The sequence below is a fragment of the Oceaniglobus sp. K40-3 genome (genome assembly GCF_055808395.1).
In genome coordinates this window covers 813287-827783 of sequence record NZ_CM147868.1, presented here as the reverse complement: position 1 = coordinate 827783, position 14497 = coordinate 813287, and the positions used below count along the sequence as shown (strand labels likewise).

The 14497-nt window shown below is 62.2% G+C and carries 12 protein-coding genes and 2 pseudogenes; 5 read left to right on the top strand and 9 right to left on the bottom strand.

The genetic code is table 11. From position 1 onward, the window contains the following. Positions 1-21 precede the first annotated feature (21 nt). Both truB and AC0L7P_RS04315 read left to right on the top strand, forming a co-directional pair. Entirely contained in the window at positions 22-927 is a 906-nt protein-coding gene (gene truB, locus AC0L7P_RS04320) for a tRNA pseudouridine(55) synthase TruB (RefSeq protein ID WP_473434645.1), read from the top strand. Further along, positions 924-1430 (top strand): DUF1643 domain-containing protein, encoded by a 507-nt coding sequence (locus AC0L7P_RS04315; protein ID WP_473434644.1) that lies wholly within the window; start codon positions 924-926, stop codon positions 1428-1430. The genes truB and AC0L7P_RS04315 overlap by 4 nt, the downstream gene beginning before the upstream one ends. On the opposite strand, the pseudogene AC0L7P_RS04310 reads toward AC0L7P_RS04315, so the two are convergent. The 8 genes and pseudogenes from AC0L7P_RS04310 to AC0L7P_RS04275 all read right to left on the bottom strand — a co-directional run bounded on the left by AC0L7P_RS04310 (position 1427) and on the right by AC0L7P_RS04275 (position 8901). Beyond that, positions 1427-2612, bottom strand: a pseudogene (locus AC0L7P_RS04310) (amino acid aminotransferase). The gene AC0L7P_RS04315 and the pseudogene AC0L7P_RS04310 overlap by 4 nt on opposite strands. A 2-nt stretch (positions 2613-2614) precedes the next feature. Then, positions 2615-3469 carry a 3-mercaptopyruvate sulfurtransferase gene (gene sseA, locus AC0L7P_RS04305; protein WP_473434643.1) on the bottom strand — a complete coding sequence of 285 codons (855 nt, stop codon included), beginning with the start codon at positions 3467-3469 and terminating at the stop codon, positions 2615-2617. Between the two features lie 227 nt (positions 3470-3696). Beyond that, complete coding sequence (gene smpB / locus AC0L7P_RS04300; protein ID WP_473435391.1) at positions 3697-4173, bottom strand: SsrA-binding protein SmpB; 477 nt, start codon at positions 4171-4173, stop codon at positions 3697-3699. A 270-nt stretch (positions 4174-4443) separates the two neighbouring features. Beyond that, positions 4444-5064 (bottom strand): queuosine precursor transporter, encoded by a 621-nt coding sequence (locus AC0L7P_RS04295; protein ID WP_473434642.1) that lies wholly within the window; start codon positions 5062-5064, stop codon positions 4444-4446. 90 nt (positions 5065-5154) lie between these two features. After that, positions 5155-6039, bottom strand: coding sequence for an esterase-like activity of phytase family protein (locus AC0L7P_RS04290; RefSeq protein WP_473434641.1), 885 nt, complete (start codon positions 6037-6039; stop codon positions 5155-5157). Further along, a pseudogene (gene mepA / locus AC0L7P_RS04285) lies at positions 6015-6922 on the bottom strand (penicillin-insensitive murein endopeptidase). Before mepA ends, AC0L7P_RS04290 begins: the two are co-directional and overlap by 25 nt. Beyond that, the gene (locus tag AC0L7P_RS04280) at positions 6919-8256 is read right to left on the bottom strand and encodes an MFS transporter (RefSeq protein ID WP_473434640.1); all 1338 of its coding nucleotides are present in this window, start codon (positions 8254-8256) and stop codon (positions 6919-6921) included. The pseudogene mepA and the gene AC0L7P_RS04280 overlap by 4 nt, the downstream one beginning before the upstream one ends. A gap of 114 nt (positions 8257-8370) precedes the next feature. Then, positions 8371-8901: a thioesterase family protein gene (locus tag AC0L7P_RS04275; protein WP_473434639.1), complete on the bottom strand. Its 531-nt coding sequence runs from the start codon at positions 8899-8901 to the stop codon at positions 8371-8373. 130 nt (positions 8902-9031) lie between these two features. Here AC0L7P_RS04275 and AC0L7P_RS04270 point away from each other — a divergent pair, with 130 nt between their 5' ends. The 3 genes from AC0L7P_RS04270 (at position 9032) to yaaA (ending at position 12377) form a co-directional block, all read left to right on the top strand. Further along, entirely contained in the window at positions 9032-9319 is a 288-nt protein-coding gene (locus tag AC0L7P_RS04270) for a YggT family protein (RefSeq protein ID WP_473434638.1), read from the top strand. Positions 9320-9460: 141 nt separating this feature from the next. Further along, entirely contained in the window at positions 9461-11509 is a 2049-nt protein-coding gene (gene recQ, locus AC0L7P_RS04265; protein ID WP_473434637.1) for a DNA helicase RecQ, read from the top strand. A 49-nt stretch (positions 11510-11558) separates the two neighbouring features. Further along, positions 11559-12377: a peroxide stress protein YaaA gene (gene yaaA / locus AC0L7P_RS04260; RefSeq protein ID WP_473434636.1), complete on the top strand. Its 819-nt coding sequence runs from the start codon at positions 11559-11561 to the stop codon at positions 12375-12377. On the opposite strand, the gene AC0L7P_RS04255 is transcribed toward yaaA, so the two are convergent. After that, positions 12317-14458 carry a hybrid sensor histidine kinase/response regulator gene (locus tag AC0L7P_RS04255; RefSeq protein WP_473434635.1) on the bottom strand — a complete coding sequence of 714 codons (2142 nt, stop codon included), beginning with the start codon at positions 14456-14458 and terminating at the stop codon, positions 12317-12319. The two genes, yaaA and AC0L7P_RS04255, sit on opposite strands and share 61 nt — an antisense overlap. Positions 14459-14497: the final 39 nt, after the last annotated feature.

The window sequence follows — 14497 nt, the reverse complement described above, 5'->3', positions numbered from 1 at the left end:
TTGACAATCAAGGAGCGACAGATGGGCCGACGCAAGAACGGGCGCGACATTTCAGGCTGGGTGATTATCGACAAGCCGGCAGGGCTGACATCAACCGCCGTGGTCAACAAGGTGCGCTGGGCGTTCGACGCGAAAAAGGCCGGTCACGCCGGCACTCTCGACCCCGAGGCAACCGGCGTTCTGGCCGTGGCCCTGGGCGAGGCGACGAAAACCGTCCCCTATATCACCGACGCGATGAAGGCTTACCGCTTTACCGTGAAACTGGGCGAGGCCACGAACACCGACGACGCCGAGGGCGAAGTCACCGACACCTCTGATCTGCGCCCCACCGATGACGGCATCCGTCAGGCCCTGCTGCCCCTGACCGGCAACATCATGCAGGTGCCACCGCAATTTTCAGCGGTCAAGATTGACGGCGAACGCGCCTATAAACGCGCCCGCGATGGTGAAACCATGGAAATCGCCGCCCGCCCCTTGTTTGTCGAAGAACTGGCCATGGTATCACGCCCCGACCCCGACCATGCCGAAATCGAAATGATCTGCGGCAAGGGCGGTTATGTCCGCTCGATCGCCCGCGATCTGGGGCAGGCTCTGGGCTGTTTTGGCCATGTGCTGTCCCTGCGCCGGGTCTGGTCAGGGCCGTTCGAGGCCGATGAGGGCCTCTCGCTGGAATTGCTCGATCAACTGGCCCGCACCCCCGCGCTCGATGCATGGTTGCGCCCGCTGGAACAGGGGCTTGATGATCTCCCCGAGGTGCGCTGCACCCCCGAAGGCGCCGCGAAACTGCGCAACGGCAACCCCGGTATGGTGATTGCATCCGATGCCGAATACGGCGACGAGGCATGGGCCAGCTTTGAAGGCCGCGCCGTGGCCGTGGGCGTGTACCGCAGCGGCGAATTGCACCCCTCGCGCGTGTTCGTGGCGTGATTACCCGCGAACACCTCAAGGGCGACGCCCACAGCGTCGCCACCTATTCCGATTGCGAACGGTATCGCTATGATCTGACCCGGGTTTGGGATGGCGCGGGGCGCAAAATCGCTTTTGTCATGCTCAACCCCTCCACCGCCACCGAGGTGCAGAACGACCCCACGGTCGAACGCTGCGAACGCCGTGCGCGGGCCTTGGGCTATGGCGGGTTTCGCGTGACGAATATCTTTGCCTGGCGCGACACGGACCCGAAAAAGATGCGCGCCGCCGCCGATCCGGTCGGCCCCGGCAATGACGCCGCGATCCGCGCCGCCGCCCAATGGGCCGATACCCTGCTGTGTGCCTGGGGCACCCACGGCGCGCACCTGAACCGCGGGCCCGAAGTGACGGCCCTGCTGCGCGAAACGGCGCGCCCCCTGTTCCACCTTGGTCTGTCCAAAGCAGGCCATCCGAAACACCCGCTTTACATCGGATACGCCGAACAGCCCCGCCTTTGGGTTTAAACGCCGGCGTCGATAATCGCCTGCGCCAAGATCGGAATCGTCCTGGCGTTCAGCCCGGCAATATTGATCCGGCTGTCCCCGACCATATAAATCCCGTTGTCGATGCGCATCTTTTCCACCTGTTCAGGCGTCGCCCCAAGGCGTGAAAACATCCCGCGATGATCGGCGATGAAATCGAACCGGTCAGAATTGCTCCGCTGACGCAATTCATCGGCCAGTTGCTTGCGCAGGGCCAACATACCGACGCGCACCTCTTCCAACTCGGCCATCCAATCGGCCTTCAGCTCCGGGTCGTTCAGAATCGTCGTCACCACCCGCGCCCCATGATCGGGCGGAAAGCTGTAATTCTGCCGGTTGAGAAAGGCCAGCGTGCCCTGGGTCACCGGCTTCATCCCCGCCTCCGGCGCAATCGCCATGACAAGGCCGGTGCGCTCGCGGTAAATCCCGAAATTCTTGGAACAGGCTCGCCGCGATCAACATCTGCGGCGCATTTGCCGCCATCAGCCGCGTTCCCGCCGCATCGGCATCCAACCCGTCGCCAAACCCCTGATAGGCAATGTCGATAAACGGAACCGCCCCCTTGGCGTTCAACAGGTCCGACACCTGCTGCCACTGCTCAAGGGTCAGGTTCGCACCGGTCGGATTGTGGCAACAGCCATGCAGCAGAACCACATCGCCCTCGGAAATCTTGTCCAGATCGGCCATCATCCCGGCAAAATCAACGTTTCGGGTGGCATCGTCGAAATACCGGTACTCGGCCATCTTGATGCCCAGATAACGAATGATCGACGGATGGTTCGGCCATGTCGGCGCGCTCAGCCAAACGGTGGCCTCGGGCGCGGCCATCTTGATCAGCTCCAGCGCCTGACGGATGGCCCCGGTTCCCCCGGGTGTGGCCGCCGCCGAAACACGCTCAACCGGTACAGCATCGCCCAGAATCATCTGGCGCATGGCGTCGGTATAGGCCGGATCGCCCAACAGCCCCACATAGGCCTTGGTGTCCTGCTCGGCCACCAACCGCCGCTCGGCCTCTTTCACCGCGCGCATGACAGGCGTGTGGCCCTCGGCGTTCTTGTAGACCCCGACGCCCAGATCGATCTTGGTCTCGCTCGGATCTTCGCGAAAGGCCTGCATCAGGGCCAGAATCTTGTCAGCGGGTAGTGGTTTCAGCGCTTCAAACATCGTCATTCTCCGGTGGCGACCTTCAGGTCGTTATACATGCCCCATTCGGCCCAAGAGCCGTCGTAAAGTCCGTGATCGCGGTGGCCCAGCACCTCAAGCGCAAGCGACAGGATCGCCGCCGTCACCCCCGACCCGCAAGAGGTGATAACCGGACGGTCCAGATCAACGCCCGCAGCCACAAAAGCGGCGCGCAGCGCGTCGGGCGCCTTCATCGTGCCGTCATCGTTCAGCAATGTCTTGTAGGGCAGATTGCGCGCCCCCGGGATATGCCCCGCCCGCAGCCCCTCGCGCGGCTCGGGCGCCGCCCCCGCAAACCGGGCGGCGGCCCGGGCATCGACAATCTGATGATCGCCCAGCTTGGTCGCCGCCGCCACCTGTGTGACATCACGCACCAGATGGTTCTGGCGCGTCACGGTGATATGGCGGTCGCGCACCACGGGCGGCATGTCCTCCGCGGGGCGCCCCTCGGCCTGCCACTTGGTAAACCCACCGTCCAGAACGGCCACATTCACCTTGCCCATCAACCGGAACAACCACCACAGACGCGCCGCAGAAAACAATCCCGGCCCGTCATAGATCACCACCTGATGGCCATCCCCCACGCCCAACGCCCGCATCCGGCTGATAAATTTTTCGGGGGGCGGCGCCATATGCGGCAGGTCCGAACGGCTGTCCGACACATCATCCAGCGCCACAAACCGGGCACCGGGAATATGCGCCGCATCATATTCCGCCTTTGGGTCGCGCCCCATATCAGGCAGATACCAGCTCCCGTCCAGCACCCGCAGGTCGGGGTCTTTCAGATGCGCGCCCAGCCATGCGGTGGACACCAGCGTTGTCGGATCGTCATAGGCCATGGCAGACACCCCGGGCGTTGAAAACCACCGACTGCCTACCCCCACAACCGCCCCATGACAAGGGCACCAGACAGGCAAGCCCCGCCATAGACTTTTCTCTGATAAAAATACTCTCGCCGAAGGCCCGCTCACAACCCGGCGCAATGATCGAACCAAAAGCGCAAACACCCACCACGGGCGCCAGACAAAAAATGGAATGGCGCGTCAGCGCCGCCTTTGGATCACCGCTAACCGTTGTGGCGCAGCAGCCGCGCCTTTTGGCGCTGCCAGTCGGCCTTGGCGGCATCGGCGCGCTTGTCATGGTTCTGTTTGCCCTTGGCCACGCCGACCTTCATCTTCACCAGACCCTTGTGATTGAAATACATCACCAGCGGCACGATGGTCATGCCCTTGCGCTGGGTGTCGTTCCACATCCGGCTCAGCTCTTTGTTTTTCGCCAACAACTTGCGTCGCCGCCGGTCCTCATGGCCCCAGGTCTTGGCCGGCAGATATGGCGCGACATAGGAATTCACCAGCCACAATTCGCCCTCCTTCACCTCGGCATAGCTTTCGGCGATGTTGGCGCTGTTCACCCGCAGGCTCTTTACCTCGGACCCCAAAAGAATGATCCCCACCTCAAGATCATACTCGATCGCATAATCATGCCGCGCCCGCCGGTTCTCGGCGATCACCTTGTAGTTTGAATTTTCTTTTGCCTTTGCCATCCGCCCCAGATAGCGATCAATGCGCCCCGCTTCAACTGCGCAAACGAAAAGGGCCACCGGATGACGGTGGCCCTTCGAATGGATTGGAGAGGGTCCGGTTAGAGTGGATACCCAATCATGGATGTTCTGCCCTCAGGATTGCCTTTGGGCGACGGCCCCCATGACTGTTCCGACCTTGATCTCCTGGATCATTCTTGACACTGGACCACCTCCTTTCAATGATTGCCGATAGGGCGAAGGTGGCACAGATGTGCGGTATGTCAAACCTTTTTACGCCCCCTGAGGCATCAACCGCCGCACGATGAGGCGGAAAGGTATCAGCGCAATCAGCGCCAGCCCCAGCTTGACGCACCAATCCGCCACCCCCAGCGACACCCAAAGCGGCACCACAGGGCCAAATCCCAACAGTGGCAGCGCCGCATTCGCCCATGACACATCGTTGCCCGGTTCGATGAATGTCAGCGCGGTGGAAAACGCGATGGTAAAGAACAACGCCGTGTCCAGCGCCGATCCAACCAGCGTTGACACCAGCGGCGCGCGCCACCATGCGCCGCCACGCAGCCGGTCAAACACCGCGATGTCCGACAATTGCGCCGCCAGAAACGCCGCGCCCGATGCCAGCGCGATGCGCCAGGTCACCAGGGGGCCGAATTCGCCGCTGATCTGGGTGCCGATCAGCGAACAGGCCAATCCGGTCACGAACCCGGCCAGAACCACCTTGCGCGCGGTTGCCGCACCATACACCCGGTTCATCACATCCGTCACCAGAAACGCCAGCGGATAGGTGAACGCCCCAAGGGTCAGCCAGTCGCCCCACAGGAATTGCACAAGGATGTTTGAGGCCAGCACGACGGCGGCCATGGCAAGGATGCCGGGAAGGATTCGGGTCATTCGGTGTTCCGTTTTGACAAGGGGTTCGGAGACTTGGCCCCACACCACGCGGGACGCGCGCTGTTACCGCCACAGCGCGCCGGAATCAAGTTATTCTGTCACCCGGTATTCCACAAACTGTGTGCGCTGAAAGATGCTGAAATTATCGTCTTCCACCATGGTCAGCCGGATCGCCCCCGCCCCGTCACGCCAGACCGACAGCCCCTCAAGGTTGCCGTGGCGCAGGTTGGGGGTGGTCAGCAGGGTTTCCTCGGCCACCGCGCCCTTTGCCCCAAGGGTGAACCGGCGCACCCGTGACGAAAACCCCAAAAAGCCGCTGAACTGCCGCTCCAGCAGGTATAATTTACCGTCCGGCCCGAAATCAGCCCCCACCGGCAAATATTCCCCCCGCCGCGACAGATGATAAGGAACGCTCCACCGTGTGCCATCAAACCGGTACAGCGGAAAAGGGCGGCTCAGGTGGCCCGACCGCTCGGGCAGGGTGAACAACGCACCTGCCTTGTCAATCGCCAGTGCCTCAAGGGATGAATTCGCCTGCATTCGGGCGAAATCAGGGTGCAATGGCAAGGCTTCGGCCACTGCACCAAACCGCGCATACCGCCAGACACGGCTTGCCCCTTCGAATGAAATGAACAGGGCGCCACCCGGGGCCATGGCCACCCCTTCGGAATCCGCGATCCGGGGCGGAATATCGCGGCCCTGTGTGTCGCGCAGCCGCTCGAACCGCAGATCGGCAACGCCGCTGATCGCGCCATCCTTGCGCAACAGCCGCCCCTGCGCGATGCGCCCCCGGTCGGAAATGGCAACAAAGGCGCTGCCATCGGGGCCCAGTTCCAGCGCTGAAAATCCGCCGTGGTGAGGATCATCGCGTTCCCACACAAAGCGCGCCAGAAACTCGGCCCCGGCGGCCTGTGCCATCGGGGCCGCCAGCGCAGCAAGCAAGGCGAAAATCAGCGCGACAGAACGGATTGGCATTGCCCCGGCAGATCGGCCACACGAATTTCACGCTTGGGTTTGGGTTTGTAATTCGGGTTCGGGGGCGGTGGGTTGAGGATATCATTCACCCAGGATTGCGCATCCGCACAGCCATCACCGGGCGGCGGTGGCGCCTGATCAACACAACCGGTCGCCCCCTTGGGGCATTTCAGACGGACGTGAAAGTGATAATGGTGGCCATACCACGGGCGGATCTTGTTCAGCCAGGCGCGATTGCCCTTTTCATCGTTGCACATCTTCACCTTGGCGCCGGGAAAAATGAAAATCCGCGCGATCCGCGGGTCACTTGCCGCGGCCTTTAACAGCGCCTGATGGGCCGGGGTCCAGTTGTCGTTGGTATAGGCCCCCTTGGCCCGGCGCAGGGAAATCGACGAAATACTCTCGCGCTCGCTCGCGCTCAGGTTCAACCGATCCGCCGGGCGCAGCCAGATATCGGCGTCCAGCCCGATCTGATGGCTGGCATGGCCGGTCAGCATCGGCCCGCCGCGCGGCTGGCTGATGTCCCCCACATACAGCCCGTTCCACCCCGGAAGTGTCGCCGCCTTGCGCGACAGGTCTTCGATGAAATCAATGGTTTCGGGATACCCCCAGTTGCGGTTCCGGCTCAGGCGCATGGCCTGCCAGGTGGGGCCGGTTTCGGGCAATTGCGCCCCCCGGCAAGGCACCCCTTGGCGTAGGAACCAAACGGCGCCGCCACCTGCCGCGACGGGCCGGTTTCGGCCCCGAACAGCTGTTTTGCAATTGCGTTGCGCGTGGCCACATCCCCGGCAAAGGCCGGAGTTGGCAGGGCGGCACCGGGGGGTTCGCGCCCACCACAAGCGGCGAGGGCGCACAGGAATATAAGGGCGTAAACGGGTTTCATGCTGCTCGATCTCCGTCGGGTTTTACCCACAGTAACAGAATCAACCCCAATGCGAAAAGACCAATCAATGGCGAAACCCCGATCTGTTGCGACCCGCTGAAATAGGTCGCCGCCCCGATCAGCAGCGGCGCGATGAACGATGTTGCCTTGCCCGCCAGCGCATAAAGACCGAACGCCTCGGTCATCCGCGCCGGATTTGCCTGCCGCACCAGCATCGTGCGGCTGGCCGATTGCAACGCGCCGCCCGCCGCCCCGATCGTGGCCCCCAATACCAGAAAGGCAAGGTCAGGTGCGCCCGAACCTGCGGGAACCATAACCCCGAACAGGCTGGTGGGCGACACGGTAACCACCCCGATGGCCGCAAGATTGAGCACCAGAATGCACGTCACGATCACCGGTTTAGGGCCAAAGGCACTGTCAGCGCGCCCGCCGATCCAGGCAAACAGGGCGCCCGCAATGATGGCGATGATCCCGAACACGCCGGTGTCCACCACGCTCCAGCCCAGAACGCCCGCAGCATAGATGCCGCCAAACACATACATCCCGTTCAGCGCATCGCGATACAACATCGACGATATGAGATAGGCGAAAAGGCTGGGCCGCCTGGGCAGGTTCTTCAACGTGCCCGCCAACCCCCGCAGGGCCAGACGCGCCGCACCCGGCGGTGCAGCAACACCGCGCGGATCGCGCACGTAAAGGAAAAACGGGATCATGAACACCACATACCAAAGCGCCGTCAGCGGCCCGACAAAACGGGTGCCTTCCCGCGCCATGGGATCAAGCCCGAAAGGCGGCACAAGCCCCACAAAGGTTTTGCCGGTCGCCCCGCTTTCGGCAAAAAACGCCAGCATGATCACCAGTGAAATCAACCCCCCGACATAGCCAAACGCCCAGCCATTGCCGGAAATACGACCGATTTCCTGGCGTGTCCCAAGTTCGGGCAGCATCGAATTGGTAAAGATCGTGGCGAATTCCATCCCGATCAGCCCGACCGCGAAACAGGCCATGATCGCGACCAGATTGAAATCATCCGGCGCCGCAAACCACAGGCCGGCCGAACCGATCACATAAAGCGCCGAAAATCCCCAGATCCAGCGCACCCGCCGCCCCGACGTATCGGCCAGCGCGCCAAGAACCGGTGCGAGCAAGGCAATAATCATCCCCGCCGCCCCGATTCCGAACCCCCAGGCCGATTGCGCCGCCGTGCCATCGCCCAGAATTTCGTTGATGTAGGGGCCGAAAATGAAGGTCAGCAGCAGGGTGTTATAGGGTTGACTGGCCCAGTCGAAAAAGAACCAGCCCCAGATGCGTTTTCGTTTGGAAATCCCGGCCATGTTGCCCCCTTGCCTTGGGGTTGATCAAACCCGCTTGGCCCCGGGGGTGCAACGTAAATCCGCCCTGCGCCGCAACTTACGGGCAAGGCTGACGGATTTTGGTCGCGCGTTCGCTCAGGTCAGCGGTGGCCAGGGGCGTTCGGATTCAGCCGCGCTCCAGGCCTGCACCCAATCGGGCAGGGGCGGGCTAAGCGGATCAAGGCCCATGGCCTGTGCCGTTTGCGCCATGGGCACCAGCCCGCCAGCACCGGTTACCGCATTGCGGAACAGGGCGTTGCTGGTGCATTCTCCGTGGCGCCACATGGATTGCTCCATATAAAGGAACCGCGCATCCCACCCCAATATCCGGGTGCGCATTTCTATCCGGTGAAACATCCGCACCCGGCGGCGATACCGCACCGAACTGCCTGCCACGGTGCCGGCCCAGCCATTGCGCCGCATCACGCCGATGATGCCCGTGCGCTGAAACAGCACCATCCGCCCCAGATCATACAGGGTCAGCGTGCGCCCGTTGTTCAGCTCCATCCACACGTCAATGTCCTGGGGCCAGCAAACATGGTGTGACACATGGGTATCGAATGCCCCCAGGCGGGGCGCCTTGCGATGGATCAACAGTTCCTTGGCAAGTCGGATCACGGGGTACATGGGCGGCTCCTTTTGGCTTTGACCTGCCGGGCGGCGCGCGCCGCGTCAAAGGCTACGTTGCGGCACAAGCTTGCCTCCGGGGCCCCGGATGATTAGCTGTGCGCCAACCGAATTGCAAAACAGGCGATCCATGACCTCAATCTTTCAAATCCTGATGCTGATCCTCAATGTTGTGTGGTTCATCATGATCGCCCATATCATCATGTCCTGGCTGATTAATTTCCAGGTCCTGAACCTGCGTCAGCCGGTCGTGGCCCAGATCTGGTTCGGGCTGAACCGCCTGCTAGAGCCGATCTATGGCCCGATCCGGCGTGTGCTGCCCGATATGGGCGGGATCGATCTTGCCCCGCTGGTCGCGCTGATCGGAGTCTATGCCGTGCGGATCATTCTGGTGAACAACGCGATGGCGTTTTACTGACAGGTGCGTGGGGGCCAGCCCCCACACCCCGGAGTATTTCGATCAGTAAAAAACACACGTATGGGGCGCGGACCTTGTTCACCGGAACCCGGTGTGGGAGAGTCGGGCCAAACGAGCGGTTGAATAAAAACGAGGCGGGTCATGACCCAGGCGAGCGATCTGTTGTCATCGGTCTTTGGGTTTCCCGAATTCCGGCCCGGTCAGGCCGAGATTGTCGCTGCCGTAACAGCAGGCAAGAACACCCTTGCCATCATGCCCACCGGGGGCGGGAAATCGCTCTGTTTCCAGCTGCCTGCCCTGTGTCGCGAGGGGGTGACGGTGGTGATTTCACCGCTGATCGCCCTGATGCGCGATCAGGTGCGCGGGTTGCGCGAAGCCGGGGTGATGGCCGGCGCGCTGACCAGTGGCAACACCGAGGACGAAACCGACGAGGTGTTCGCAGCCCTGAACGACGGCACGATGAAGCTGCTTTACATGGCGCCCGAGCGCCTTGGATCGGGCGGGACCGAGCGGCTTTTGCGCCGGGCCGGAGTGAGCATGATCGCGGTGGACGAAGCCCATTGTGTCTCACAATGGGGGCATGATTTCCGGCCTGATTACCTGCGGATCGGCGATTTGCGCCGGACGCTGGATGTGCCTTTGGCCGCGTTCACCGCCACGGCGGATGAGGAAACCCGGCAGGAAATCGTGCAACGGCTGTTTGATGGCGAACCGCCCCGCCTGTTCATGGGCGGATTTGACCGGCCCAACATCCATCTGGCGTTTGCGCCCAAGAACGGTCCGCGCAAACAGATCTTGACCTATGCCGACGCGCGCCGGGGGCAATCGGGGATCGTTTATTGTTCGTCCCGCGCGAAAACCGCGGATCTGGCTGCCGCGCTGCGGTCGGAACGGCACAACGCCTGTCATTATCACGGGGCCATGGACCCGGCTGAACGGCGCGAGGTCGAGCGGCGGTTTTCCCAGGAAGACGGGTTGATCGTCACCGCCACGGTCGCCTTTGGTATGGGGGTGGACAAGCCGGATATCCGCTGGGTTGCCCATGCCGATCTGCCCAAAAGCATCGAGAGCTATTATCAGGAAATCGGGCGCGCCGGGCGTGACGGGGCGCCCGCCGAGACGCTTACGCTGTATGGCCCTGACGATATTCGCCTGCGCCGCACCCAGATTGACGAAGGCCTGGCGCCCCATGAACGCAAATCCGCCGATCATGGCCGATTGAATGCGCTGCTGGGGCTGGCCGAGGCTCTGGGCTGTCGGCGCCAGCAACTGTTGGCGTATTTCGGTGAAGAAAGCGGTGCCTGTGGCAACTGCGATCTGTGCGACAAGGCGCCCGAGATTTTCGATGGCACCACCGCCGTGCGGATCGGCCTTTCGGCCATCCTGCGCACCGGGGAATATTTTGGCGCCGGGCATCTGATTGATGTCGTCATGGGCAACCGCACCGACAAGGTCAGCGCCCGGGGCCATGACAAGCTGCCCACGTTCGGCGTTGGCACCGGTTATTCCAAGGGTCAGTGGCAGGCGATTTTCCGCCAGATGATGGGGCGCGATCTGGTGCGCCCCGATCCCGAACGCCACGGTGCCCTGCGCATGACCGAGGCGGCGCGGCCGATCCTGCGGGGCGATGCGAAGATTGATTTGCGCCGCGATGTCATCAAGGCGGCGCAATCGGCCCGCTCGGCCGTGAAAACCATGGTCAGCGATGAAGATGCGCCGCTGCTCTCGGCGCTCAAGGCCAAACGTCGCGCGCTGGCCGAGGCACAGCGCGTGCCGGCCTATGTGATCTTTGCCGACCGCACCTTGATTGAAATGGCCGAACAGCGGCCTGAAACCCGGGACGCGATGGCAAGCATTACCGGTGTCGGCGCAAAAAAGCTGGAGCGATATGGCGCTGTGTTTCTGGAGGTGATTACCGGCGATGCGCCGCCCCCGATGCACCCGGCGCGGCGCAAACTGGCGGGGCGCGATGCCGGTGCGCTGTTTGACGCCTTGCAGCAGGTGCAACTGGAATTGACCCGGGGACCAGACGGAATTGACAAGCCGTTAAGCTGTGCCGCCGGCACCCTGCGCTGGATCGCCGAGCGGCGGCCCGATACCTTGAACGCGCTGGAGCAGGCGCCGGGCATGGGTGCGCAAAAGGCGGAACGGTTCGGGCCTGCGTTTCTCGAAGTGCTGCAAACCGCTTGAGCCTGCGCGCCTGCCTGATATCTGATGCCCTGGACAGAGGGAGATAGGGATGCTTGTCGTAATTTCGCCGGCCAAGCGGCTGAACTGGGACGTGGCGCGCGGCGCGGTGACCACACCCGATTTTCATGCCGAGGCAAACCGGCTTGCCGCCCATGCCCGGCAGCTGACACTGACCCAACTCAAGGGGTTGATGGATCTGTCTGACGATCTGGCGCGGCTGAATCGTGACCGGTTTCGCGCCTTTGAAACCGAACCGACAGCCGACAACAGCAAACCCGCCGCGCTGGCCTTTGCCGGTGACACCTATATGGGGCTGGAGGCCGGGAGCCTTGAGCCGGACGAAATGGATTGGGCGCAGGACCATCTGCGCATCCTGTCGGGGCTTTACGGGGTGTTGCGCCCGCGCGATGCGATTCAGGCTTATCGCCTTGAGATGGGCAGCCGGTTGAAAACCCGCCGGGGCAGGACGCTTTATGATTTCTGGGGAACCACCATTTCCAAGGCACTGAATGCTCAGGCCACGGCGGTGGGGGCCGACACCCTGATCAATTGTGCGAGCCAGGAATATTTTGGCGCGGTGGATCGCAAGGCGCTGAACCTGCGGGTGGTCACACCGCAGTTCATGGAGCTGAAGGACGGCAAGGCAAAGATAGTCAGCTTTTTCGCCAAAAAGGCCCGGGGCGCCATGGCGCGCCATATCGTGCAGAACCGGATAACCGATCCACAAGGGATTCTGGAGTTCGAGACTGGCGGCTATGCCCATGCGCCGGAATTGTCGGCCCCGGACAGCCCTGTGTTCCTGCGCGATTATCCCGAGGGCCGACGCGCCGCGCGCACCCTTTCGATATGTTCAAGCAGGCCCTGTTGATTGAGCGGCTTGCTCAGGTGATGGTCGATCCCGGCGCTGGCGATCTCGGCCCTGTCGCTGTCCATGGCGTGGGCCGTCATGGCAACGATAGGGGTGCCGGGCAGATCATTTTCGACCTCAAAGGTGCGGATCAGTTGCGCCGCCTCGCGTCCATCCATGCCGGGCATGGAGATATCCATGAACACCAGATCGGGCCGTTCTGCCTGAAACGCGGCGACGGCTTCGGCACCGTTAGAAACGAGGTTCAGGTCAATATCCGCATCCTTCAGCATCTTGCGCAACACCAGTTGGTTGGTCTTGTTATCCTCGGCTGCCAGAACCCGGAGTCTGCCTGCCCCGTCCCTGTCGGGGGCACGGGTGATGGGGCTGTCAACGTCGACCGGATGATCGGGCGCCGCAGCCAACGGCAAAGTCACCACAAAACGGCTGCCGGCGCCCAGCGTTGATGTCAGCACGATTTCACCGCCCATCTGCGTGACCAACTGACGGCAGATCGCAAGGCCCAGACCGGTGCCATCATAGCGGCGGTTGCGATCATCCTCGACCTGATTGAATTCACCGAACACATGATCAAACTTGTCTTCGGGAATGCCGATCCCGGTATCGCGCACCTCGATCCGGGTTTGGCCATCGTCGGTGGGGGAAACCAGAATATCAACGCGCCCGGATTCAGTGAATTTCAGGGCATTGCCCACCAGATTAATCAGAATTTGCCGGATACGCCCGGCATCCCCGACCAGCGTTGGGGGCTGATCCACGGCAAAATCGACACCCATGACGATGTCGCGGTCTGTGATCGTTGGCTGCAACAGGCGCACCACCCCGTTCACGCAATCCTCAAGATCGAAAGGATTGGGCGTCAGCGGCATCTTGCGCGCCTCGTTGCGCGAAAAATCGAGAATGTCATTCAGGATCGCCAGCAATGCTTCGCCAGAGGATTTGATCGTGCTGACACAGATTTCCTGTTCCGCCGTCAGGGCGCTGGATTGCAACAGATCCGCCATGCCCACAACACCGTTCATCGGCGTTCGGATTTCATGGCTCATGTTGGCCAGGAACGCTGATTTCGCACGGCTGGCGGCCTCGGCCCGTTCACGCTCGGCCTCAAGCGCGGCCTGCTGCGCCTTGATCGAGGTGATATCGACACGCAGCCCGACACGGCCCCCGTCCGGCGTTGCCTTTTCCATGATGCGCAGCCACCGGCCATCATCCAACCGCTGCTCAATGATGCTGTCAGCGCGGCGATGTTGGTTCAACCGATCCTCCAACCATTGTTCTTCGCATCCAATGGCACCGGTGATCTGGCCGCGTTTCAGACTGAGGCGCAGGATTTCTTCAAAGGTGGTGCCATAAGGCACTTCGGCTTCGGGCATGCGGTAAAGATCACGGTATTGATCATTGCACATGATCAGGCGATCCTCTTGATCGAACAGGACAAACCCGTCGGGAATTGCGGCGACGGCGGCCCACATGCGCAACTGATCGGTCTGGTTCACCCCAAGAGAAACCCGGCCCCCGTCAGGGGTGCTCCGGTCAACCAACTGCACGAACTGACCGTTCCACAGGCGCAAGACCAAAGCTGCCGGCTTGGGACTGTGCCAGCGTTCGATCATCTGCTCAACCCACGGGCCGGGCGCCCCCTGGGTATCGACGATCCCTTCCTCCACCAGTATTTGCACGATTTCGGCATATGTGATGCCCGGGCGCACACATTCCAGCCCTTCAAACACCGCGAGATACGGGTCGTTTGCCACCACCAGCCGGTGATCGGAGTCAAACAGGGCAAATCCGTCGCGCACCGATTGCAGGGCCATCCACAGCCGCGTTTCCGCGCGCTCCGTCGCCGAATTCGCCCGCGCCAGATCGTCGCGGGTCTGGACATATTCATCACGCAGACTGTCGGTCTGGGTCTGGATCGTTTCCATCTCGCCGCGTTTTTCGATCACCTGTTGTGACAGCCCGCGCGCGTGATCGGCCAACTTGCGATTGGCGGTTTTCAGCTCGCGCTGGCGCATGTCAAGCAACCGTTCGGCGGCCAGACGGGCGCGGCGTTCATTGGCAAGAAGCGAGGCTAGGTCCATATTTATACGCCCTGACGGCAATTTCCGCATGTCTTTCAA